At 45.7% G+C, this 22,639-nt stretch carries 22 protein-coding genes and 6 pseudogenes; all 28 read right to left on the bottom strand.

Going from position 1 to position 22,639, the window contains the following annotated elements; translation table 11 throughout:
- Positions 1-1,264 (bottom strand): annotated as a pseudogene (panF, locus tag JCM19037_RS18600) (sodium/pantothenate symporter); the annotation flags it as partial.
- Positions 1,261-1,518, bottom strand: coding sequence for a YhdT family protein (locus tag JCM19037_RS18595; protein WP_042403668.1), 258 nt, complete (start codon positions 1,516-1,518; stop codon positions 1,261-1,263). The gene JCM19037_RS18595 and the pseudogene panF, both read right to left, overlap by 4 nt.
- Before the next feature lie 76 nt (positions 1,519-1,594).
- Positions 1,595-2,907, bottom strand: a pseudogene (murA, locus tag JCM19037_RS18590) (UDP-N-acetylglucosamine 1-carboxyvinyltransferase).
- A 427-nt stretch (positions 2,908-3,334) separates the two neighbouring features.
- The gene (locus tag JCM19037_RS18585; RefSeq protein ID WP_238544805.1) at positions 3,335-3,580 is read right to left on the bottom strand and encodes a DUF1146 family protein; all 246 of its coding nucleotides are present in this window, start codon (positions 3,578-3,580) and stop codon (positions 3,335-3,337) included.
- 1,004 nt (positions 3,581-4,584) lie between these two features.
- A pseudogene (locus JCM19037_RS18575) lies at positions 4,585-4,979 on the bottom strand (F0F1 ATP synthase subunit epsilon).
- Between the two features lie 27 nt (positions 4,980-5,006).
- Positions 5,007-6,415: pseudogene (atpD, locus tag JCM19037_RS18570) on the bottom strand (F0F1 ATP synthase subunit beta).
- Between the two features lie 42 nt (positions 6,416-6,457).
- Positions 6,458-7,330: an ATP synthase F1 subunit gamma gene (gene atpG / locus JCM19037_RS18565; RefSeq protein WP_042403663.1), complete on the bottom strand. Its 873-nt coding sequence runs from the start codon at positions 7,328-7,330 to the stop codon at positions 6,458-6,460.
- 35 nt (positions 7,331-7,365) lie between these two features.
- Positions 7,366-8,880, bottom strand: coding sequence for a F0F1 ATP synthase subunit alpha (gene atpA, locus JCM19037_RS18560; RefSeq protein ID WP_042403661.1), 1,515 nt, complete (start codon positions 8,878-8,880; stop codon positions 7,366-7,368).
- A gap of 18 nt (positions 8,881-8,898) precedes the next feature.
- On the bottom strand, positions 8,899-9,444 hold the full coding sequence (locus JCM19037_RS18555) for a F0F1 ATP synthase subunit delta (RefSeq protein WP_042403659.1): 546 nt from the start codon (positions 9,442-9,444) through the stop codon (positions 8,899-8,901).
- Positions 9,441-9,938, bottom strand: a complete 498-nt coding sequence (gene atpF / locus JCM19037_RS18550; RefSeq protein WP_042403657.1) for a F0F1 ATP synthase subunit B — start codon at positions 9,936-9,938, stop codon at positions 9,441-9,443. Before atpF ends, JCM19037_RS18555 begins: the two co-directional genes overlap by 4 nt.
- 102 nt (positions 9,939-10,040) lie before the next feature.
- Positions 10,041-10,259: a F0F1 ATP synthase subunit C gene (atpE, locus tag JCM19037_RS18545; protein WP_042403654.1), complete on the bottom strand. Its 219-nt coding sequence runs from the start codon at positions 10,257-10,259 to the stop codon at positions 10,041-10,043.
- Positions 10,260-10,359: 100 nt separating this feature from the next.
- Positions 10,360-11,085: a F0F1 ATP synthase subunit A gene (atpB, locus tag JCM19037_RS18540; RefSeq protein WP_042403651.1), complete on the bottom strand. Its 726-nt coding sequence runs from the start codon at positions 11,083-11,085 to the stop codon at positions 10,360-10,362.
- A 4-nt stretch (positions 11,086-11,089) separates the two neighbouring features.
- Positions 11,090-11,482, bottom strand: coding sequence for an ATP synthase subunit I (locus tag JCM19037_RS18535; protein ID WP_042403648.1), 393 nt, complete (start codon positions 11,480-11,482; stop codon positions 11,090-11,092).
- Positions 11,482-11,712, bottom strand: a complete 231-nt coding sequence (locus JCM19037_RS18530) for an AtpZ/AtpI family protein (protein ID WP_042403645.1) — start codon at positions 11,710-11,712, stop codon at positions 11,482-11,484. The genes JCM19037_RS18535 and JCM19037_RS18530 overlap by 1 nt, the downstream gene beginning before the upstream one ends.
- Positions 11,713-12,082: 370 nt before the next feature.
- Complete coding sequence (locus tag JCM19037_RS25270) at positions 12,083-12,355, bottom strand: hypothetical protein (protein WP_152549146.1); 273 nt, start codon at positions 12,353-12,355, stop codon at positions 12,083-12,085.
- Positions 12,297-12,542, bottom strand: coding sequence for a hypothetical protein (locus JCM19037_RS18525; RefSeq protein ID WP_042403643.1), 246 nt, complete (start codon positions 12,540-12,542; stop codon positions 12,297-12,299). The genes JCM19037_RS25270 and JCM19037_RS18525 overlap by 59 nt, the downstream gene beginning before the upstream one ends.
- A 97-nt stretch (positions 12,543-12,639) precedes the next feature.
- Positions 12,640-14,219: pseudogene (locus JCM19037_RS27715) on the bottom strand (S8 family serine peptidase).
- A gap of 137 nt (positions 14,220-14,356) precedes the next feature.
- Positions 14,357-14,884: a DUF3324 domain-containing protein gene (locus JCM19037_RS18515; RefSeq protein WP_042403641.1), complete on the bottom strand. Its 528-nt coding sequence runs from the start codon at positions 14,882-14,884 to the stop codon at positions 14,357-14,359.
- Positions 14,881-15,333, bottom strand: a complete 453-nt coding sequence (locus JCM19037_RS18510; RefSeq protein WP_042403639.1) for a DUF916 domain-containing protein — start codon at positions 15,331-15,333, stop codon at positions 14,881-14,883. The genes JCM19037_RS18515 and JCM19037_RS18510 overlap by 4 nt, the downstream gene beginning before the upstream one ends.
- A 60-nt stretch (positions 15,334-15,393) precedes the next feature.
- On the bottom strand, positions 15,394-15,954 hold the full coding sequence (locus tag JCM19037_RS18505; RefSeq protein WP_042403637.1) for a WxL domain-containing protein: 561 nt from the start codon (positions 15,952-15,954) through the stop codon (positions 15,394-15,396).
- A 643-nt stretch (positions 15,955-16,597) separates the two neighbouring features.
- Positions 16,598-17,227, bottom strand: coding sequence for a uracil phosphoribosyltransferase (upp, locus tag JCM19037_RS18500; RefSeq protein WP_042403635.1), 630 nt, complete (start codon positions 17,225-17,227; stop codon positions 16,598-16,600).
- A 221-nt stretch (positions 17,228-17,448) separates the two neighbouring features.
- On the bottom strand, positions 17,449-18,684 hold the full coding sequence (gene glyA / locus JCM19037_RS18495) for a serine hydroxymethyltransferase (RefSeq protein ID WP_042403633.1): 1,236 nt from the start codon (positions 18,682-18,684) through the stop codon (positions 17,449-17,451).
- 40 nt (positions 18,685-18,724) lie between these two features.
- The gene (locus tag JCM19037_RS18490) at positions 18,725-19,252 is read right to left on the bottom strand and encodes a TIGR01440 family protein (RefSeq protein ID WP_052364054.1); all 528 of its coding nucleotides are present in this window, start codon (positions 19,250-19,252) and stop codon (positions 18,725-18,727) included.
- Positions 19,252-19,686 (bottom strand): ribose 5-phosphate isomerase B, encoded by a 435-nt coding sequence (gene rpiB, locus JCM19037_RS18485; RefSeq protein WP_042403630.1) that lies wholly within the window; start codon positions 19,684-19,686, stop codon positions 19,252-19,254. Before rpiB ends, JCM19037_RS18490 begins: the two co-directional genes overlap by 1 nt.
- A gap of 21 nt (positions 19,687-19,707) precedes the next feature.
- The gene (locus JCM19037_RS18480) at positions 19,708-20,139 is read right to left on the bottom strand and encodes a low molecular weight protein arginine phosphatase (RefSeq protein WP_152549145.1); all 432 of its coding nucleotides are present in this window, start codon (positions 20,137-20,139) and stop codon (positions 19,708-19,710) included.
- 57 nt (positions 20,140-20,196) lie between these two features.
- The gene (locus JCM19037_RS18475; RefSeq protein WP_373901253.1) at positions 20,197-20,724 is read right to left on the bottom strand and encodes a manganese efflux pump MntP family protein; all 528 of its coding nucleotides are present in this window, start codon (positions 20,722-20,724) and stop codon (positions 20,197-20,199) included.
- 82 nt (positions 20,725-20,806) lie between these two features.
- Positions 20,807-21,834: pseudogene (locus JCM19037_RS18470) on the bottom strand (L-threonylcarbamoyladenylate synthase).
- A gap of 128 nt (positions 21,835-21,962) precedes the next feature.
- Positions 21,963-22,577, bottom strand: coding sequence for a stage II sporulation protein R (gene spoIIR / locus JCM19037_RS18465; protein ID WP_052364052.1), 615 nt, complete (start codon positions 22,575-22,577; stop codon positions 21,963-21,965).
- Between the last annotated feature and the right edge of the window lie 62 nt (positions 22,578-22,639).

Below are 22,639 nucleotides of genomic sequence, written 5' to 3'. Positions count from 1 at the left end.
ATTCCCGCGAGACCAATACAAACCGAGCACGAGCGGCCAAACGAACGCAGACTCTAACCCGCCGAAAGCAAACAAATTTAACCATATGAGAAGGTCGGGTGGACTGAGGGCGAACAAGACGACGAGAATTCCAATGACAGTTGTAACCCCTAAGCTCATTTGCTTGATCCGTTTTTCTGTTGCATCTGGATTTACATAATTATAATAGATATCTTTTACGACCGAAGAGCTGACCATGAGCAAAAGCGCATCTACGGTTGACATAATCGCTGCCATCGGTGCCGCAAGCACAATACCCGCTAGCCAAGCAGGCAGCACAGTCATCGCAAGCGTCGGCATAACCGTGTCAGGCTCTTCAATCCCTGGAAGAATGGGGCGGGCAAGTACGCCTGCAAAGTGCATACCAAACATCATGAAGGCGACGACGATCGTTCCGATGATGAGCGCGCGATGCATTGAACGAGAATCTTTATAAGACATCGCCCTCACCGCAACTTGTGGCAACCCAACAACACCGACCCCGACAAGAATCCAAAATGATGACACATATAGCGCTGTTAGACTACCATCATGTCCGAACGGCGTAAGTAACAATTCATTCTCTTGCGCAAGGTCATTCATAATGTTCGGCAAACCGCCGCCAGCAATAATTGTTCCCACAAGTAAAATGAGTGTACCGAAAAACATAACGAACCCTTGAACAGCATCGGTAATTGCTATCGCCCGAAAACCACCGATAATCACGTAGCAAAGAACCGCGACGGCAAATAAAAACAAGGCGCTCGTATACGGCAAACCTGTAATGGCTTCAATTAAACGGGCGCCACCAACCCATTGAGCCGTCATCGCCGCAAACAGAAAGATAATAATCGACAATGCGCTTAAGATGACGACAGGTTTGCTATTATCGTATCTTCCCTTCATATAATCGACAATCGTGACAGCGTCGTAACGCCTCGCCATAATTGCAAACTTCTTTCCTAATATCATAAGTATAAAATATCCAGTCGCCACTTGTGCCATAGATAATAGCACCCACAAGGCCTTCTGTATATGCCGCGCCTGGGCCGCCAACAAAACTGCTAGCACTTCCATATGTCGCAATCATCGTCATCGCTAGAATCAGTCCACCAAGCTCACGACTGCCAAGAAAATATTCTTGCATGAAGTTTGACTTCGCATACACTTTTCTTGATGACCAAAAACCGATCGCAAATACGAGGACGACGAAAATAATGAGTGGAATCATGACGTCCCAATTCATTGATCATCATCCTCCTCAAGTGGCACTTCGGTAAAGAAGTAGCGAACAGCGATAATGACGAGCACAATCATAACAATGGAGCCGACTACGCAGCTGTAAAAAAACCACGCAGGCATTCCGAACACCCATTGGTACTCCGAGACCGGTCGTGACCCTAAGCCGTAAGCAAACCCATACCACCATACGAAGTTGATTACAGCAAGTCCAACACCAATCCACGCTTCCCGATGGGCGACTTTAAATCGTCGATCCATGCGTTGTTGATCCCCTTTTTTCTTTTAAGTATACAAAAAAGAACTGAAGCTTTCACCTCAGTTCTTTCATTACATGTTAATTAATGGCTTCATTGTCTAATACTTGAAGGTTCGTGCCTTCTGCAGCCTCTTCCACATCAACGCGCTCAATTCTCGCGCCAATGCCTTCTAATTTCTTGTGGAAGTCGACATAACCACGGTCAATATGGCGAAGTTCAGATAGCTCCGTCACACCGTCAGCGACGAGACCGCCTAAAATGAGTGCAGCGGCAGCTCGAAGGTCAGTCGCTGCAACTTCAGCCCCTTGCAATTTCACTGGACCGGTTACAATTGCTGAGCGATCTTCAATCTTAATGTTTGCATTCATACGGCGGAATTCTTCCACATGCATAAAACGATTCTCAAATACCGTCTCTGTAACGACACTAGAGCCTTTTGCTTGTGTGAGTAACGCCATAAATTGTGCTTGCATATCTGTTGGGAAGCCAGGATGTGGCATCGTTTTAATATCAACCGGGCGCAAAATGTCCGGCCCGATTACTCTCATACCGTTGTCAGATTCCTCAATGACAACGCCCATTTCACGCATCTTTGCAACGAGCGGACGCATATGCTCAGCGAGCGCACCTTCTACAAAAACGTCTCCACGGGTAATCGCTGCCGCAATCATAAATGTGCCGGCTTCAATACGGTCCGGAATAATTGTGTGGTCAGCTGCAACTAAGCGCTCAACACCTTCAATGCGGATGGTTCCTGTCCCTGCACCACGCACTTTTGCTCCCATCGCATTCAAGTAATTGGCCAAGCAAACAATTTCCGGTTCTTCCGCTACGTTCTCAAGCACCGTCGTTCCTTCAGCAAGCGCTGCTGCCATCATAATATTCTCTGTTGCACCTACACTTGGGAAATCAAGGTAAATCTTTGCACCTTGAAGTCTGCCATCTACGCGAGCTTCAATATATCCTTGACCGATTTCTACGGTTGCACCCATGCTTCGAAGCCTTTCAAATGCTGATCAATCGGTCGAGAGCCAATCGCACAGCCACCCGGTAGCGCAATGTGCGCATGACCGGTCCGCGCAAGAAGTGGCCCCATTACGAGAAATGACGCACGCATTTTTCTCACATATTCAAACGGCGCATTCGGACGAAGCGGTTTTTCGGCATTCGCATAGAAAACGCCTTCTTTATAATCAACGTCCATTTGTAGGTGGTTTAAAACACTTTTCATTGTGTATACATCTGCTAGAGCTGGTACATCATATATGGTGCTGGTTCCTTTTTCAGCGAGTAGGGAGGCTGCAAGTACAGGTAAAACAGCATTTTTTGCCCCTTCTGTCTTTACCGTTCCGTTGAGCCTTTTACCCCCTCTGACTCTAATTTTTTCCAACGTATTCCCCTCCGCGTCCATTAATCTTTTCACTTGTGCATGCCAATGTACTCGTTGGCAATGCTGGATCGCTTGGCAACCAGACAGGAATGCTCACTTCGTTCCTATTCTATTCAGAATCGTGGATGGGCGTTCCCAACAAAACCCCTTGAACCGCGCCCATTTCATTCACCTGGCAACCAAATTCACAGTATGTTTCAGTCTGTAGCCGTTTGCTAAGTACCTTTTTACAGAAACACACTTTCTTAGTCGTGAACTCAGGTAAAAAGTTACAAGCATATTTGTTTGTCATTGTGTTTGTTCATTCACACTGACTTATTCCCAACATGTTTCATGGTCAAACGTTTTTAAATGAGAAAAACTGTCGATGTTTACTTGTGAGTAGTGTTTGCTTTTTCAGTACACACATACCTAGAACTCTGTTCCATTAGAATAAGTACCTAAGCATGAGCGCTTGATTTAAATACTCAAGGAAAAATGTGCTCACAAGGTGGGTAATCGCAACGGCAATTAAAATAAACAACATCATACCTCTACCGCTTTTAGGATGCTGGATGATCCGGTCCAACTTCAGTGCTTGCAAACTCCACCAAACGATAACAAGCACAAATAAGTTAAATGTAATATGAAGCAAAGCATGTTGTCCGATTTGATCAAATATCAGCAAAATCAACGATTCCTTCCTTAACAAAACGTCATTATGTAAACGTTTCTTCATCAACCTAAAAATTTCATAACGATATAATTATATCAAACAGGTTATCCCTTGTCGACATATCAAATTGGTGTCAAATATTGACGAATTAACACTAATTAAGTGTTCAAATGCCTAGTATAGACAGATTTCACCATCACGAAAATGTGACACAATTCAACAAACATACTGGTACAAGCACCACCCGCACTGTTTTCGACCACACGTATATGTATGCAGGTTGCCCGCTCGTTCGACAACCTAAATTTTGAATATTTTGTGTCAGTATTTATTTGTTGTTCGGATTCAAGTGGCTTCCTCTCCTGACTGAGCGCTCAGTTGGTTAGATGAGTCCCCGTTACGAGATCATATGATTGAATTACGCGCCATCGTGACCGTGTACCCGTATAGAACGGACCAGCTCGTGGGGAATTTGCAAAGTGATGTGTTTTTCTGCGCTGCCGAGTTTTTAACGTTGAATGGCAAAACTGGTTCCAAAGATGGTCGATGGGAATTAGATTCACTTATATGTGACCGCTTTGCCTCGTTCTATTTCCAATCGATCGACATCTCGTTCCAATCCTCCGTTTATGGAATCAGATTCAGCACTTTAAAGATAATGAACAACAATCTTGTTCTATAGTGATGTTTATTGAGATGCATTTCCTGACCCAAACCCTGATTTGAAAAACCCGAAATGCTGTCGGCGCGGGTCGCGCCGAACCGAGTTCGATTTGGCTTCGGCCCCGTTGGGGCCGACAGGTTGCTCAGTTATCGGCATTGAATCTGTGCTTTAATTGGAAAAAACTTCGCGCAAGTTTTGCGCAAAGAGCGCTAAAACACCTCAAATGAGCAAGCTTGAGCGCAGAAAGTGTAAACTTGCGCGCACAATCCGATCCACGCTCCACTGCGCGCAAACATATGAAGACATTTTTGCTACTTATGTAAAATAAGAAAAACCCCGCCGAATGGCAGGGCTTTTCTTATTTTGAAGCGATGCTTAGGCGAGTTTCTGCTCGTTTTAGCGAGGCCTTTGCACGCTTTTTGTCGACATCGCTGTCGTTACTTAGACGCTGCTCTGCGCGTGATTTCGATTGTTCGGCACGAGCTCGATCGATATCTTCTGGGCGCTCAGCAGATTCTGCCAAGATGGTTACTTTGTCGGGGCGAACTTCCATGAAGCCCCGCTTACAGAAACCGTGTCTTCCCCATTATCTTTTTTCATACGTATTGTACCGATAATGAGTGGGGTAACGAGCGGAATATGGCCGGGAAGCACGCCAATTTCTCCGACTTCCGTTCTCGCAGAAATCATACGTACATCGTCTTCATATACGCTCCCGTCGGGGGTAACGACGCTAACATTGATCGTTTTCAAAGTAATCGTCCTCCTTCACCAACGGGTTTACATATTTTGAGCTTTTTCAACCACTTTATCAATTCCACCAACAAGTCGGAATGCATCCTCAGGGATGTCATCGTGCTTGCCTTCAAGAATCTCTTTAAATCCGCGAACTGTATCTTGAACAGGTACGTATGATCCTTGCATACCTGTAAATTGCTCAGCTACGTGGAAGTTTTGAGACAAGAAGAATTGAATACGACGTGCACGCGCTACGACAAGTTTATCGTCTTCAGATAGCTCGTCCATACCGAGGATGGCGATGATATCTTGAAGTTCACGATACTTTTGAAGTGTTTGCTGTACGCGCATTGCAACGCTGTAGTGCTCTTCACCAACAATTTCAGAAGAAAGTGCGCGTGAAGTTGACGCAAGTGGATCCACGGCAGGGTAGATACCCATATCAGAAAGACGACGCTCAAGGTTCGTTGTTGCATCCAAGTGAGCAAATGTCGTTGCTGGAGCCGGATCCGTATAGTCATCGGCAGGGACGTAAATCGCTTGGATTGACGTAACTGAACCTTTTTTCGTTGACGTGATACGCTCTTGAAGTTGACCCATCTCTGTTGCAAGTGTCGGCTGATAACCTACCGCTGAAGGCATACGTCCAAGAAGGGCGGAAACCTCTTGACCTGCTTGTGTAAAACGGAAGATGTTGTCAACGAAAAGAAGTACGTCGGCGCCTTCGCGATCACGGAAGTGCTCCGCCATCGTAAGGCCCGTAAGTGCAACACGCATACGAGCACCAGGCGCTCATTCATCTGACCGAACACCATGGCAGTCTTCTTAATAACGCCAGAGTCCGTCATTTCGTGATAAAGGTCGTTACCTTCACGTGTACGCTCACCTACACCGGCGAATACCGAAATACCGCCGTGCTCTTGTGCGATGTTGTTAATGAGCTCTTGAATGAGTACAGTTTTACCTACACCCGCACCACCAAATAGACCGATCTTACCACCCTTAACATAAGGAGCAAGTAAGTCTACAACTTTGATTCCTGTTTCAAGAATCTCCGTCTTTGTTGTCATGTCATCAAATTCTGGTGGTTGACGGTGAATCGGGTCTCTTGGTACGTCAGCCGCAACTGGGCCGTCCAAGTCAATCGCATCACCTGTTACGTTAAATACACGACCAAGTGTTGCTTCACCTACAGGTACTGAGATTGGCGCTCCAGTGTCAACTGCAGACGTTCCGCGTTGAAGACCGTCTGTTGAACCCATGGCTACGGTACGGACCGTATCATCACCAAGGTGGAGAGCGACTTCAAGTGTAACGCTAATGTCAGCATCGTTGTCTGAAGATGCTTTTTGTTCAACAAGTAAGGCGTTGTTGAGTTCTGGAAGTTCGCCACTATTAAAGCGAACGTCAACAACTGGACCCATCACTTGAGTGATGTTTCCTTTGCTCATCCTTTTGACCTCCTTTGTAATCCTGTTGTATTTCAGAGTCGATTAGTTAGCAGCGTTTGCCCCACTAACAATCTCATTAATTTCTTGTGTAATTGCTGCTTGACGAGCACGGTTGTAGACGAGCGTTAATTCCCCTACGAGGTTATCTGCATTATCAGATGCAGCACTCATCGCGGTCATTCTCGCACCAAATTCAGCAGCTTTTGCATCAAGCAATGCACCGTAGATTAAGCTTTCTCCGTATTGTGGAAGTAAGCCTTCTAAGATGACTGCTTCGTTTGGTTCATACTCATAGCTTGGTGTAGCACTTGCATTTTCTCCAAGATCCTCAGCCAAGTCGGTAAGCGGCAATAATTTGTTCTCTGTCACATCTTGACGGATCGCACTGACAAAGTGGTTATACCACATGTACAGCTCATCAATTTCCTCGTTCTCATACATGCCAATCGCTTTACGAGTAATCGTTTTGATCTCATCAAATGATGGTGAATCAGAGAGTTCAGTTACAACCTCACTTACAGGCAGCCCGAGTCGTCTTGCGTTGTCACGGCCAATTTTCCCGACCATGATAATTGTATATTCGTCTGTAGACTTGTGTCGCTCTTTGAGTTTCTTCGTCAAATCACGAATGAGACTTGCATTATAACCGCCGGCTAGACCTTGGTCAGAAGTAATGACTACATAACCTGTCTTTTTCACTTCACGATTTTCCATCATCGGATGGCTAATGTCAGTGTCGCCAGTTGCGATACTGCCTACAACCTCTTGGATTTTCTCCATATACGGCTGATAAGCTTGTGCTTTTGCTAGGGCGCGGCGCTGCTTAGAAGCCGCTACCATTTGCATCGCTTTCGTCGTTTGCTTCGTCTTCTTCGTCGAAGTAATTCTTGACTTTATCTCACGTAAAGAAGCCACTGTCGTCTCACCACCTTTTCACTGAATCGAAAACGTTACTCTGCGTCTGAAGGACTAAAGTTCTTCTTAAACTCAGAAATGACGCCGTCGAATTCTTCTTTATCAGGAAGGTTACCTGTTTCGCGGATGCCTTTGAGAAGTTCTACAGCATTGTTATCCATGTACGTGAACAATTCTTTTTCGAAGCGAAGAACGTCACTAACAGGGATATCATCAAGGAATCCGTTAACAAGAGAATAAATAATCGCAACTTGCTTCTCTACCGGAAGTGGTGAGTTCAAGTCTTGCTTTAGCATTTCAACAGTACGTTGTCCACGGCCAAGCTTCGCTTTCGTTGACTCATCTAAGTCAGAACCGAACTGTGAGAAAGACTCAAGTTCACGGAATGACGCGAGGTCAAGACGAAGTGTACCGGCAACTTTCTTCATCGCTTTAATCTGAGCTGAACCACCAACACGTGATACGGAACTACCTGCGTTAACGGCAGGACGTACACCTGAGTAGAAAAGGTCAGACTGCAAGAAGATTTGTCCGTCCGTAATTGAAATTACGTTTGTCGGAATGTATGCAGAAATGTCACCCGCTTGTGTTTCAATAAACGGTAGGGCTGTAATTGAGCCGCCACCTTTTGCATCACTTAGCTTTGCCGCACGCTCAAGTAGACGTGAATGTAGGTAGAAAACATCCCCTGGATAAGCTTCACGACCTGGAGGACGACGAAGGAGTAATGAAAGCTCACGGTAAGCCGCTGCTTGTTTTGTAAGGTCATCATAAATAATCAATACGTGCTTGCCGTTGTACATGAACTCCTCACCCATTGATACCCCTGCATATGGTGCGAGGTATAAAAGTGGTGCTGGATCTGATGCGTTGGCAGCAACGACGATTGTGTAGTCAAGAGCACCTTTTTGACGAAGCGTTTCCGTCAAACCTACAACAGTTGATTGCTTTTGACCAATGGCAACATAAATACAAATAACGTCTTCTTCTTTTTGGTTAAGAATCGTATCGATCGCTACTTGGGTTTTACCTGTTTGACGGTCTCCGATAATTAACTCACGCTGTCCACGACCGATTGGAACCATTGAGTCAATCGACTTGATTCCTGTTTGAAGTGGCTCATCAACGGACTTACGATCCATTACACCAGGAGCTTGTGCTTCAATTGGACGTGTTTTTACCGTTCCTGCTGGGCCTTGACCATCAATCGGTTGACCGAGTGGGTTAACGACACGGCCAAGAAGTTCTTCACCGACAGGTACTTCCATAATACGACCTGTACGTTTCACTTGGTCGCCTTCACGAATTTGATCATACGGTCCTAAAATAACAACACCGACGTTGTTTTCTTCTAGGTTCTGAGCAAGACCCATTACACCGTTTGAGAACTCAAGAAGTTCTCCGGCTTTGGCATTCTCTAAGCCGTGAACACGAGCTGTACCGTCACCAATTTGAGTGATTGTACCGACTTCGCTCGCTTCTACTGTCGACTGAAAGTTTTCAATCTGTTCTTTGATCAGCGCACTGATCTCATCAGGTTTAATGCTCATATTGTTCACCCCTATCAATTAACGATTTACACTAACAATCTTTCTTTCGAGTTTTTGCAGCTGATTGCGTACGCTGCCATCGTAGACGGTGTCACCGATACGTACGATTAACCCGCCAAGCATATCTTTATCGGTTTTGTTTACCGCATCAAGTGTGCGGTCCCCGATTTTTTGTTGGAATCGATCTGTAACGGCCTTTTGTTCTGCCTCTGATAACGGCTGAACGGAGTAGATCGTTGCTTTTTCGACGCCCATCGCTTCGTTTGCTAATGCATGATACGCAGAAATCACTTCTGATAATGCGGAAATACGGTCCCGATCAACAAGAACAAGTAATGTATTCTTCACGAAATCGTGTGCGTCAGAAAACCCGTCTTGAAGCAAAGCTCGTTTTTCGGATTTAGTAATCCGTGGATGAGCGAGAATCGACTGAAGCTCTGGAAGCGATTCGAAGACGGATGAAACGACGTTTAGTTCTTCACTTACGCGCTTTAATACGTCTTTTTCTTTCGCCAGTTGAAAGAGTGCACTTCCATAACGGCCGGCTACGGCGACGTTACTCATTTCGCTTCAACCTCTTCAAGGTAGCTGTCGATCAATTTCTGCTGCTCTTTTTCATCCAATTCTTTTTCAATCACTTTCGTTGCGATTGCAACGGAAAGGCTGGCGACTTGATCACGAACGGACTCAAGAGCTTGCTCTTTTTCACGTTCAATATCTTGAACGGCTGCTTCTTTAATACGCTCTGCCTCTTGCTTTGCATTCTCAAGGACTTCACGTGATTGTTGTTCGCTCATTTTGCTCGCTTGCTCGAGCGTTTCTTGCGCTTGAACGCGTGCTGCTTTTAACTCTTCGCGTTGTTGCTCCAAGTATTTTTCTGCTTCAACACGGCTCTTCTCAGCATTATCAAGGTCATCATTTACTTGATTCTGGCGCTTTTCCATTACACCCATCAACGGTTTGAGGGCGAACTTACCGATCACTAATATCAACACGATAAAAGTTGTTAATGTATAAAATATCGTGCCCCACTCAATACCTTCACCGAGTATCTCCATCGTTTACGCTCCTTTCGCACATACATGATACATAAGGAATGGCGAAGGTCCTCATTGAAGAACATCATCGCCATCCCATCAGCTTCTTACCATTGCCTAAATTTACGCACCAATGCCGAAAAGCATTAGGATAGATACAACGATTGCGATAATCGGAACGGCCTCTGCAAGTGGGATCCCGATAAACATAAGCGTTTGTAGTGAACCACGTAGTTCTGGTTGACGTGCAACCCCTTCAAGTACTGCTTTAACGATAATTGCAACACCGATCGCTCCACCGACGGCTGCTAGTCCAGCTGCTAATCCAATTCCAAGATGCATAATGACATCCTCCTTTAATGTAGTTAAATGTTTTGAGGAATTTCTCCCCGGGTAATATTGATAACATGCTCAGTAATGTGAGCAGGCGTTATTCCATAAATTAATGTGCTTCAACTTTGTGCGACATGTAAACCATCGCAAGCATAGCAAAGATGTACGCTTGTAGGGAACCGATAAAGATTCCGAACGCTTGCCAGATCATCGTTGGAGCAAACATAAGCCCCATCCAGATCGCACCACTCGTTGCAAGTGTTGCAAGCAAGAGCATGAGTACTTCCTTCGCAAATACGTTACCGAAAAGTCGCATACCAAGCGTTAGCGTGTTGGCAAATTCCTCAATAATCTTGAATGGGAACAAGAACCATTTCGGTCGGAAATAATCTAAAGAGTATTCTTTCATCCCTCTTAACTTAATTCCGTAAATGTGCGTGAGCAACACAACGAATGCTGCAAGTGTCAACGTCAAGAACGGGTCTGATGTTGGCGACTTCCAAAGTACGCTATGTGTATCGTTCGTCGCAATCTCAAATGGAATCCCCATCATGTTTGATACGAAAATCACGAAAAGTAAGGTATAGGCGAGTGCGATAAAGCGACCCCCGGTTTTCCAATCCATGTTCGCTTTAATGATTCCGCGACAGAAGTCGATGACCCACTCAATAAAGTTCTGTAACCCTGTTGGCCTCATTGCCAACGCTCTTGAACCGAGAAAGGTAAATAGAAATACAATCAGTCCAGCAATCGTAAACGTAATCATTGTGGTCACATTAAACGTTATCTGAACACCAAAAATCTCGGGATGCCAATAAATTGCCTGTGCGTTCATAATTTCACCTCACTTTTCGTAATTGTAATAGCATGTCCACCATAATATAGAGGTAAAGGCTTCCATATCCTGTAAGCACTGCCCACAAGGCAAAAGACTCTGGATTGAAAAGCGAGACAACTACCGCAACCGCTATCATACCATAACGGATCAATAAGCTGAATCCCGCAACGACATAAGAGAATAAATTCGAAGATTCACCTGATGCCGCCGCCCCGACCACCTCTGTTTTAATGTAGGTCGACGTGAAGCTAATCATTGAGGAAAATATTCCTAAAAGAAATCCGAGGAATGAAGCGAGATAAGCTGTCGTGAATACGCCAATCAAACAGACAATGGCGACGATCATGACGACGCGAAAATAATACTTCATTCGTTGTTGCAGTTGCGTATGCATTACTCATCGTCTCCAAGTAAAGACTTAATGACCTGATACGCACCGTAAAAGCCTGCTGTCATACCAATTAGCAAGCCGAGAATTAATAACAGCGGGGTTGTACCGAAATGCCCATCAGCCCAATAGCCTAGCAAAATTCCACCAAACATCGAACCAACCATTGAAAAAAGTACGGTCGACACGACGGCTGCACCTTTGTAAGGATTGCGTTTGCCGTTGTCATTGGCCATTTTGGCGACTCCCTTCAACTGTAAGCCGTTGTTCAATAAAAGAAAAGGTCCTTTTTATTTGAACAATGCGCGCAAATTACTTTCTCTGTACTAGGACAAGAAAAAACAATCAGCATACCCTCAGTAATCGTACAATAGCGACATTCACATGTCAACGAACGTTTTCTATGAAAAAAACCTGATGTGACAGTGTTCCTCCGAAATAAACAATGTGTCAAAACATTGACAATCACTATAGAAACTTACTCTTTTCCTTGACACTTTCCAGTTTTTCACAAAGTCATGGCTCTAATGACAACCCTTCGGGGCGTATTTGTTCTGCGATTACACAACAGTGACCAGAGAACGACATCATCCTCTGGTCCTTATCTTATTTACTCTCCAACAATAGAATTTTTGATTCTAACGTATCTTCACGATCTTTTAACTTCGCATACACGAGAACGTGGTAGAGACCTGGTTTTAGTTGGAGCTCATTGCGATCAATACGTTTTTCAAACGGCCCCTCTGGCAAATCGGTTTCATGATCGAGCGTACCGATATACGCAAATGTGTCCGGGTCATACAGTGTGATTTCTAGTTCTTCAGCCGCCGGGGAGAAACACTTCGTACATCCAATCTCCGTTTCCAGGTAATTTTCCAAACTGAAACGCACTCACACGGGGATAATCCGGTTCATCACTGAATAAGAGGAACGGCAATGTGATCGGTTCTGTGCCACCATTTACGCGAATGAGTCCATCAACGCGCTTAAAGTCAATGATGTCTGGTTCAATCTCAACACGCACCTTCACATTTTTCTTCTCTCCAGGTTGAACGGTCGTCGCCATCGGCAAATGCATCTTAAGCCTGTGCCAATAGATGAAGGCACGTCAAACGTGTACGTTCGTTTTTCATCACTATGGTTTTCAATCGTCAATTCTTTTTCTAATCGTTGGAACAGTTGAAGGTCCGGATCTGCGTCCCACACGCCAAATGAAAGGGCACCTGGTACACAAGCGTGTCACTTAAAACAGCTGCCTGAATGTCTACTCTTCCAGATCCTTGTACAAACGGCGGGTACCGGTCCCCCTCCTCATTTACGAGCGGCACCGCAGTGTTCATAATTGCCGCCTTCACCTGTTCAGGTCCCCAATCGGGTTTCGCTTGTTTAATTAGGGCAGCTGCTCCTGCGATATGCGGGGCGGCCATACTCGTGCCGTTTAGCGCCAAATATCCGTCCGGAACGGTACTGTCAATGTCCACACCTGGCGCGACCACATCTGGTTTAATGTCCCACGTTTGCGTGACCGGTCCGCGGGAACTAAAAATTGCCATATGGTCGGTCTCTTCAATGTATGTTGTTTCCATCATTGTTTCATCGTCTTCATTTGCTTGAATCTGCTCACGCAGTTGGTTGCCGGTTTTATGGTCAATCGCTGCAGCAGTAAACGCCAATGGTTCCTCGACACCGGCCATAAACGTTCCAGGTACGTTGTTCATGAGCAACACCGCAACCGCTCCTGCATTTTTCGCATTTTCGATTTTGGCGCGAATTGGAATTCCACCGCGCTCAATGAGCGCGACACGGCCTTCGGCACCTTCCAAATCATCAGGAAGCCCCATCCCTCCATCAATTACGCGGTTTTTCCGCTTTAGATCCCACGGTTTTGTGCCTTGGACAGCTTGTAAAAGAACATGCTCATCTGAACCATCCATTTTTAAGTGTGGCGCTTTAAGTGGCGGCGTTGATGCACCTACTGAAATCGCTTTTGATGCCGTTCCTGGCGAGCCAACACTCCACAAATCTGGACCGCTGTTTCCGTTTGATGTAACAGTAATAATACCCGCTTCTGTTGCTCGGTCGAGCGCCGTACTCGTCGGCCAATCTGGACCGTTAATCGGACTGCCGAGAGACAGATTCAACACATCAACCCATCATCAATCGCCCGCTCAATCGCGTCTAAAATGTAGGCCGTGGAACCTTGTCCTTCCGGACCAAGTGCTCTGTACACATACAGCTCAGCATCTGGTGCAACACCCTTTACACTGCCATTCGCCGCAATGATTCCTGACACATGTGTGCCGTGAAACGTCTGCGCCTTTCCTTTTACCTTCGACTCCATTGGATCATCATCGTCATCAACGACATCATATCCACCTTTGTAATTGCGGCTTAAATCAGGGTGGGTATAATCAATGCCTGTGTCAATTACGCCGACCTTCACTCCTTTTCCCGTTAACTTAACGCCACGATGATCGAGTTCAGACCGTAAATCGTCAGCACCGATAAACGGAACACTTTCACGGAGCGATACTTCATAATCCACGCCCGCATCCACAGATGTTACACCTCTTACCGCTTTCACTGCCTGCGCTTGCTCTGCAGTTAACGAGTAAGCAAGGCCACGAATACTCTGGTCATACACAAAATCTGGAGTCACATTTTGCAACACATCTGCGAGCAGCTCCTCCTCGTCCTCCACATCCTCATGAAACTGCACAATATATGAACTCTTCACTTCCATAGCTTCGGTACGTGCAAGACCCGTTACTAATAAAAGAAAACAGCATCCAGCATGATCATCATTCGTGTTCGATGTTTGCGATGTCCCATAACAGGCCCCCTTTTTCATTCTCTTTATTTTGCACCTGTTAAAGAGAATCATGCAGACCGTTTTGCGGAGCCACGTTTTCCTGCATAATAGGCGACGCCAACGAGCAACACGACAATTGCACCACCTATGATGAGCCACATCGTCGTTGAATTATCTGAAGAAATTATAGACGCTTCATTCAGATCGTCAGCTTCTTCCGCTTCAACGTGAAAAGATTCCGTCCATTGCCACGTCTCTTCTTCATAAGAGATTGTCATGTCAACTTCATAATTTCCCGGTGCCACTTGTCGGTCTGGCCACGCAATAAAAAAATCTGCCACTGAGCTCGGCGCCATGCTCCCAGCTTGGCGCTCATCCTCCAAAAACAATTCCCCGTCCCGATAGATGTTCGTTTGTACGTGAAGAGGCGTCGCTGCAACCGCAACATCATTAGCTAATTCGGCCACCAATCCCGGTTCGCCGTACATCAAATCCGTACGGACCGATTGCAAGTTAAGATCCGGTCGCATCGCCTCTGCTTCGTCTCGGTCGTTCATAAGTTGCATGCCAATAATGTAGGCGTACGTGTTGATCAACCCGACTCCTCGTCATCTAGATCCATCTCTACATACATGCCTCCGAGAATAATTCCTTCTTGAACGTCATCAGGCATCGTCACCGTAATTGGCACTTCTTTCGTTTCAAACGGCTGGAGCGTATGATGTTCATCATATTCAATGAGATTTTCCAACTGATCCGTACCCGCTTCAGAATAATCCACTTCTAACTGACTCGTCGTCGTTGCCGGATGATAATTCATCACTAAAGCAATCTGCTCCGCTCCGTTATTCACAAGCAGCATATGTACCGTTTCCTCTTCCCCTCGTTCGAGCTCCATATCAAAGTACGACGCATGCGTGTCTACTTGCGATTCAGACACGACGGGTTGTACTTGAAACATAATGTCCTCGTCATTCGCATAACCGGTCATCGGCAACCACATCCCGACGAGCATACACACACAAGCCATCATTTTCCTTCCCATCCAGCCTTCCTCCTTTTTATTGAAAAAAGGCCCGGGTGGGCCTTCCGTGACGTAGCGAAATTAATAAGGTGTTGATTGCAGTTGCCAAGTAATTCGTGACTCTAGTTGTCTAGGGTTGTTATCTCGCTCAGGAATATTCAATCTTACACGTTCAATATCTGAGCTCCATGTTCCTTCACCTGAGCCAGGAGCTGCTTTAATGAGCGTTTGTGACTCGCCTCCGAACACAACCGATGTATAATCTTTGTTAACTGGTGCTGTACCTTCACCGGTTGGCTCACTTGCATGGATATCAAGGGAAGCATTTAAAATATAGGTTTGGCGATCAGAGGACCTTAATGGATCTGCCTGCACTTTAACTTGCCAACCCATTCCATTGTAGCGTTCATCTGTAACTGTGACCGGTGCACCGACATCCAGATCATATGTTCCGTCTGACGATTGTTCTCTTTCCCCAAAGTTAAACGCGCTCGGAACTTCGTCTAACGTTAACTCGCCTGGCGCTGGTAACGCCTCCGTAATGTTAATGTCCACATCGGTACTTCCAGAATCCTCAGCAAGAACTCCACTCGTCACACTGAGCAACAACAACCCAACACTTAAACCGCATAACTTTTTCACAGCTACCCTCCAAATGGCATGTTTTGTTAATGGTTTACGCTATTTATCATAAAACTATGGAATTAGATTGACAATAACTAATTCTTTTTATATAGGAAATACTTCTCGACAGGATTTTTCTCGGTTGTCGGGGGGAGTAGAAATCAAAATCAACCGGGGAGTTGTTGTCGTTTTTTGGGCGTAGATGAGGGGTTAAAAACTATGTAAATTCGTATGTTACAGCAGACAGTCTTCTTTCAGCTGATCGTGCATATCTACTTTTGAGGTAATCTAGAATAAATAGGTGCATCTTATCGTATACTGCCTGCTACGGTTGTTGCATAAAAGCACTATAATGCCGAATTCGGTATTACGTTTCCAGTATTTGGGTGCTTAATGCCGGTATCCACACTTTTCCGGTATTGCGTTTACAGTTTCTGGGCACTTAATGCCGATACCCGCTCTTTTTCGGTATTTCGTTTCTAGCATTTGAATACCTAACGCCGATAACCACACTTTTTCTGTACTTCGATCCCTGTTTATATACATATCCAATCCATTTGCCTATTTTCCCGACGCCATGCACACAGTAAAAAGCACGTCCCACAAGGCACACCATATAAAAAAACGCAAGGATAATTACCATCCTCACGCTTTTCCGCCACTATTTTGTACCAAACAAACGGTCTCCGGCGTCGCCGAGTCCTGGAACAATGTAGCCTTTTTCATTCAATTTTTCATCGAGTGCGGCCAAGTAGATGTCCACGTCTGGGTGCTCATTTTGAACTTGTTCTACGCCTTCTGGAGCGGCGATGAGGCACATTAGCTTGATGTTTTGCGCTCCCCGTTTTTTCAAGGAGTGGATCGCTTCGACGGCAGATCCTCCTGTGGCAAGCATCGGATCGATTACGATAAGTTCACGCTCTTCCACATCTTTTGGGAGCTTAACGTAGTATTCAACAGGTTTGAATGTCTCAGGGTCACGATACAACCCGACATGACCGACTTTTGCTGCGGGGATCAAGTCCAAGATCCCATCAACCATACCGAGGCCAGCGCGTAGAATTGGCACAAGGCCGAGCTTTTTGCCGGCAATTACTTTGGACTGACCAGGACCGACTGGTGTGTTAATCGTTACTTCCTCAAGTGATAAGTCTCTTGTAATTTCAAATGCCATCAACGTGGCGACTTCATCCGTTAGTTCACGAAATTCTTTCGTTCCCGTAGATACGTCACGAATGTATGTGAGTTTATGTTGGATAAGTGGATGGTCAAAAACGTATACTTTTCCCATAATTGCCTGCACTCCTTTAACTTGTCGTATTCAGCCTTTCAAAATTCTACAGAAAAAGCGCACCCGATTCAAGTGAAATTTGCGCTCATTTGTGTCCAATTTTTGGTCACATCTCGAGAAGAGTTATGATCGTTCACCATCTAGCATCGGCTCCGATGATAAACGATAAACATGAGCATGATGTTTTTTATACAGTAAGAAAAGCAGGAGAAATCCCCTGCTTACTCGTACATTGGGAAGCGCTTCGTCAGTGCATGCACCCGCCCTTTTGCTTCGCTTAACTTGTCTTCGTTCTCAATGTTGTTTAAGACGAGTCCAATAATTTCAGCGATTTCCACCATATCTTCTTCCTTAAAACCGCGAGAAGTGACAGCCGCTGTCCCAATCCGAATGCCGCTCGTTACAAACGGGCTTTCTGGGTCAAATGGAATCGCATTTTTGTTCGTCGTTACACCTACATCATCCAGTGCCTTTTCAACTACTTTACCCGTAAGGTTTAGCCCCGTTAGATCGAGCAATAACAAGTGGTTGTCGGTACCTCCAGACACAAGTTCAATGCCTTGTGCTTTTAATGACTCGCCCAACTGTTTGGCGTTCTTTACAATTTGCTTTGCGTAATCAGTAAATGAAGGTTGCAACGCCTCAAGAAACGATACCGCCTTTGCAGCGATGACGTGCATGAGCGGGCCACCTTGCAGTCCAGGGAACATCGCTTTATCGATTTTTTTTGCAAATTGTTCTTCACAAATGATGAGTCCACCACGTGGTCCACGTAACGTCTTATGTGTTGTGCTCGTGACGAAATGAGCATGCGGAACAGGGTTATTATGAACGCCTGCTGCCACAAGTCCAGCAATATGAGCCATATCTACCATCAAATAAGCATCAACTTTATCCGCAATCTCACGGAATTTCTTGAAATCTATTTCACGCGGATACGCTGATGCACCAGCAACAATGAGCTTAGGTTTATGCTCAATAGCCGCTTCTAACACTTTGTCATAGTCAATGCGATGGTCACCATCGGTCACACCGTACTCAACGAAATTGTACTGGACACCACTAAAGTTCACAGGACTGCCGTGTGTTAAGTGACCTCCGTGAGAAAGGTTCATTCCCAAGACAGTATCTCCGTGATCCAAAATCGTAAAGTACACACCCATATTTGCTTGTGCGCCAGAGTGCGGTTGAACGTTAACGTGATCACCACCAAAAATTTCTTTCACACGATCACGCGCGAGGTTCTCAACGACATCGACGTGCTCACAGCCCCCGTAGTAACGACGCCCAGGGTAACCTTCGGCATACTTATTTGTCAGTACTGAGCCTTGAGCTTCCATGACCGCTTCACTGACGAAGTTTTCTGATGCAATCAGTTCAATCTTCTCTCTTTGTCGGGTAAGTTCATTCTGTATCGCTTCAAAAATGGCTGGGTCTTGATTGGAAACGTGGTTCATAGTACGGAAAATCCCCTTCCCTATCTTTTTTTCTATTCTATCATGAATGATCGTAACTTGAACGAGGTCCACCAATATATTTTGGACGAGTTCTCGCCATCGTGACGATTGCCTCTCCTAATTTATGAATCGATGGTCTGACAGGTACAGCGACATGCTTAAGGTGCATGCCAAAGAGTGTGAGCCCGATGTCAATGCCTGCATCGGCTTTGACGTGTTCGACCATCACCCGCTCCCCGCCTTGTGAAAACGCAAGAGAAGCCAACGCCCCGCCCGCCGTTCGAACGGGGGTGACATTCACTTCCTCCATGTTGAGCGCTTTCGGAACGACAAGCGCCCGGTTGATGTGTTCACACCCTTGATACGCAGGATACAATTGGTATTTTTCACAAAATGCTTCAATTTCTGCAAACAAATCGGCAGCGATCTCAAAAGAACCGCTGCTTCCAATTTGTTTGCCAGCTACCTCGCTCGTACTTGCGCCGATTACGAGAATGTGAGCTGGCCGAAGCTGAGCCGCTGCTTGTAACTCTTCGAGCATCGTTTTCAAATCTGCCCGAATGTGCATTAGTCTAGCTCCATCATTTTTTCCACTCTACGTTGGTGACGGCCACCTTCATATTCCGTTTCCAGCCACGTTGTAACGATCGCTTTCGCAAGTCCCGGTCCGATCACACGCTCACCCATCGCGAGCACGTTCGTATCATTGTGACGACGCGTCATTTCTGCACTAAACACATCGTGAACGAGCGCACAACGGATATTCTTTACCTTGTTTGCACTAATCGACATGCCAATTCCTGTCCCGCATATTAAAATGCCACGATCATACGTGCCCGCCGCGACCGCTTCAGAGACAGGGCGCGCGAAATCCGGATAATCCACACTCTCTGTTTCATGAGCACCCACATCCTCATACTCAATGCCCATCTCCTCAAGTAAAGGTACAATCTCTTTCTTTAATGCAAGACCGGCATGATCTGAACCAATGATTACTTTCATCATCCGTTCCTCCTTCTTCTCCTAGACTAATTTGTGCTGAATCTTTTGCAACAATCGTTCCAACTGCTCCGCCGTCGTCCGGTACTCAGCCAAATCTCCACCTATCGGGTCTGTTACTTCTTCGTCCGTTTCCCCGAATTCTGAAAGCGTGAAGATCCGTTCTTTATACTCGGGATAGAGCCGGTGCAACACGTCTCGGTGAGAACGCGTCATCGTTAACACAACATCCGATTTGTCGAGCAGAGGTTCGTTAATTTGCGTTGACGTATGCTGCTCTAAGCTTTGCCCTTTCTCTCGCACAATCATGCGTGAATGCTTAGCTGCACTCGCTCCGACCATCGCTTGGATCCCTGCAGAACGAACCGTGAGCTCCGGGTTTGCCTTTTTTAACAGTGCCTCTGCCATCGGGCTTCGGCACGTATTGCCTGTACAAACAAATAATACACTCGTCAAGGATAGATCCTCCTTTAACCGTCTCTTCTTTTAGTTTACCACCAAAACGAAAAAGAGTTAAAGGAATTGAACAATATACGGGTACGCGGAATACAACCCAAATACCGACAATACGACCCCAGCGAGCAGCTCCCCGTAATCGCCAATCCGGTTTCTAAACAAGTTGCCAAGCATAAAACCGGCGGCTGTCATGATCGTCGTTACTATACCAAATGTCAAAATGACCATCGTCGCTTCTGCACCGAATACGCCAAATGAAACACCGACAGAAAAACTGTCAAGACTAACGATAAATGCAAAAAATAAAATTCCGGCTCCCCGAAGGCGAAACGATTGTTCACTCTTGCCACCGAGGCTTGTGAATATCATTTGAATTCCAATAACCGTCAAGATGATTCCAGCGACAAAGCTGGCTACTTGTGGTCCAAAGAACCCACTAATCCACGCACCTAACACCATTCCCGCCAGCGGCATAATCATGTGGAACAACCCTACACTTGTAGCAATTCGCCATACTTCACTTCTTCTTAAACCAGGCCAATGCCAAATACAAGCGCTATAGAAAAGGCGTCCATCCCGAGGCAAGCGCAATGACGAACATACTCATAAACTCAACCATAAAAAACCCCCTTGTCTGTTGTACAAGCGTATGCAGACAAGGGGGTTTTTAGACATTCGCTGCCTTATTTAATCGATTCATAATCGCTCGGCCAATACCTTTTTCTTCAAACGACTGGATAATACACACATCCACATTTGGTTGCAGAGCATCGACTTCACGTAATACTTGGTACACTCTTTGCGAAACACGGTCGAGCCGGTCTTTTTCACCAAGGTTGAGATGGTGGTCTGCTTGAATTTCTTTTTGTAGATCAGCGGTTACCGCCGCCGCCACACGTTTTCCTTTGTTTCGATATTGATCGATAAGCTCTTGAAGCTCATTGGCTTGTTTGCCACCAATAATGAGCGCCGTATCGGGGGCATAATGACGGTATTTCATTCCTGGTGACTTCGGAGTGTGCTCAGCCGTATTCGCTGTGGGTCGCATAACAGAAGTCCCAACCGCGTCTTCAATCATTTCTTCAGTTACACCTCCAGGTCGAAGGATAACCGGAACGTCCCCTGAAAGATCGACAACGGTTGATTCTAGTCCGTACCCACATGCCCCGCCGTCTACCACTGCAGCAATACGCCCATTCAAGTCGTTCATAACATGCTCAGCAAGCGTAGGACTTGGACGACCGGAACGGTTTGCACTCGGTGCTGCAATCGGCAACTGCACTTCTTTGAGGATGCGCCTTGCGACTGGGTGGGAGGCATTCGGATCGCCACTGTGTCCAACTTTGCGGTCACGATGTCAGGAACAAGCTGGCTTCTTTTCATAACTAACGTCAGTGCACCCGGCCAAAACGATTCGATTAATTGATTTGCCAATTCACTTCGTTCAGAGACGAGTGCATCGAGCTGCTCCAATTCACCTATATGTAAGATGAGCGGGTTATCACTCGGCCGCCCTTTTGCTGTAAAAATGTTCATCACCGCTTCTGTGGATAACCCGTTCGCCCCTAGTCCATAGACCGTTTCGGTTGGAAAAGCGACCAACTCGCCATTTTTCAATAATTTGGCCGCCTCTTTCACACTGTTCGCATCGTCAAAGTTATTCACATTTAATATTTTCGTATGTTGAGAACTCACTAATAATTCTCCTTCTATCGCTGGGATCTCTTCTATATCAAGGGTTTAAGAGATGTACACACGCTTAATAAGTTATCCACATATACCGTCATGTTATCCACATACCGCGTGGTGGTTGAGGATAACATCTACGATTTTTCTCCAAACCAATCTTCCCACAAATCGACGACGAAAAATCGAAATTCAGGTTCCTCGTTATCCTCAGAGTTATTCACACCCTCTGTTGATAACTCCTCTTCGTCTTCCTCATCATCCGTACCGATACCAAGATCGGTGAGACAGAGAGGCGGGAATAGGACACACCACCAGTTCTCGCCATTTCCTTCACCAATTTCAATCACCAATGCTTCATATAACCCTGCTGGATAAACGAGTGGCCCATATACTTTCGTCGGAAATTCTACATCGGTATTTAAAGACACATCGACAGGCAGATCGTATCCGTGATTTTCGACGACTGTCACTGCCAATTGTTCGAGGTTTCTGAGCTCTTTCTCAAATACTTCTCGTGCCTCATGTTTCGTATTTGTATCCTCAAGCATCTCTCTCGTATAAAGCGCAACTTCATCGCGGACATCGCGTTTAATTTGTTGATGAACGAGGGCATCTGAATGAGAGAAAATGCGAAGGCGAATGGCTTCCTCCGGCACGTCATCCTCTTCCATCCAGTATTGTTGTTGACTTTCCCACGTACTTACGACCATAAATAAACAAATAAAAGTATAAATAATAGCTTGCTTCATTTCGTTTCACCCCATCCTCTCTACCTAAAGTGTGGTCAGAAAGGATAAGGTTCTAAACGATG

It is taken from the genome of Geomicrobium sp. JCM 19037, assembly GCF_000698105.1.
Lineage (GTDB): Bacteria > Bacillota > Bacilli > Bacillales > Marinococcaceae > Geomicrobium_A.
Note: the sequence above shows the minus strand (reverse complement) of the source record. Positions and strands in the feature narration are given on the sequence as shown.

What these genes read in the sequence shown, in the direction of transcription:
- JCM19037_RS18595 (WP_042403668.1), bottom strand. Translation starts at nt 1,518, where the DNA reads ATGGATCGACGATTTAAAGTCGCCCATCGGGAAGCGTGGATTGGTGTT.
- atpA (WP_042403661.1), bottom strand. Translation starts at nt 8,880, where the DNA reads ATGAGCATTAAACCTGATGAGATCAGTGCGCTGATCAAAGAACAGATT.
- JCM19037_RS18555 (WP_042403659.1), bottom strand. Translation starts at nt 9,444, where the DNA reads ATGAGTAACGTCGCCGTAGCCGGCCGTTATGGAAGTGCACTCTTTCAA.
- atpF (WP_042403657.1), bottom strand. Translation starts at nt 9,938, where the DNA reads ATGGAGATACTCGGTGAAGGTATTGAGTGGGGCACGATATTTTATACA.
- atpE (WP_042403654.1), bottom strand. Translation starts at nt 10,259, where the DNA reads ATGCATCTTGGAATTGGATTAGCAGCTGGACTAGCAGCCGTCGGTGGA.
- atpB (WP_042403651.1), bottom strand. Translation starts at nt 11,085, where the DNA reads ATGAACGCACAGGCAATTTATTGGCATCCCGAGATTTTTGGTGTTCAG.
- JCM19037_RS18535 (WP_042403648.1), bottom strand. Translation starts at nt 11,482, where the DNA reads ATGCATACGCAACTGCAACAACGAATGAAGTATTATTTTCGCGTCGTC.
- JCM19037_RS18530 (WP_042403645.1), bottom strand. Translation starts at nt 11,712, where the DNA reads ATGGCCAATGACAACGGCAAACGCAATCCTTACAAAGGTGCAGCCGTC.
- JCM19037_RS18525 (WP_042403643.1), bottom strand. Translation starts at nt 12,542, where the DNA reads ATGGCGACGACCGTTCAACCTGGAGAGAAGAAAAATGTGAAGGTGCGT.
- JCM19037_RS18510 (WP_042403639.1), bottom strand. Translation starts at nt 15,333, where the DNA reads ATGGGAAGGAAAATGATGGCTTGTGTGTGTATGCTCGTCGGGATGTGG.
- upp (WP_042403635.1), bottom strand. Translation starts at nt 17,227, where the DNA reads ATGGGAAAAGTATACGTTTTTGACCATCCACTTATCCAACATAAACTC.
- glyA (WP_042403633.1), bottom strand. Translation starts at nt 18,684, where the DNA reads ATGAACCACGTTTCCAATCAAGACCCAGCCATTTTTGAAGCGATACAG.
- JCM19037_RS18490 (WP_052364054.1), bottom strand. Translation starts at nt 19,252, where the DNA reads ATGCACATTCGGGCAGATTTGAAAACGATGCTCGAAGAGTTACAAGCA.
- rpiB (WP_042403630.1), bottom strand. Translation starts at nt 19,686, where the DNA reads ATGAAAGTAATCATTGGTTCAGATCATGCCGGTCTTGCATTAAAGAAA.
- spoIIR (WP_052364052.1), bottom strand. Translation starts at nt 22,577, where the DNA reads ATGAAGCAAGCTATTATTTATACTTTTATTTGTTTATTTATGGTCGTA.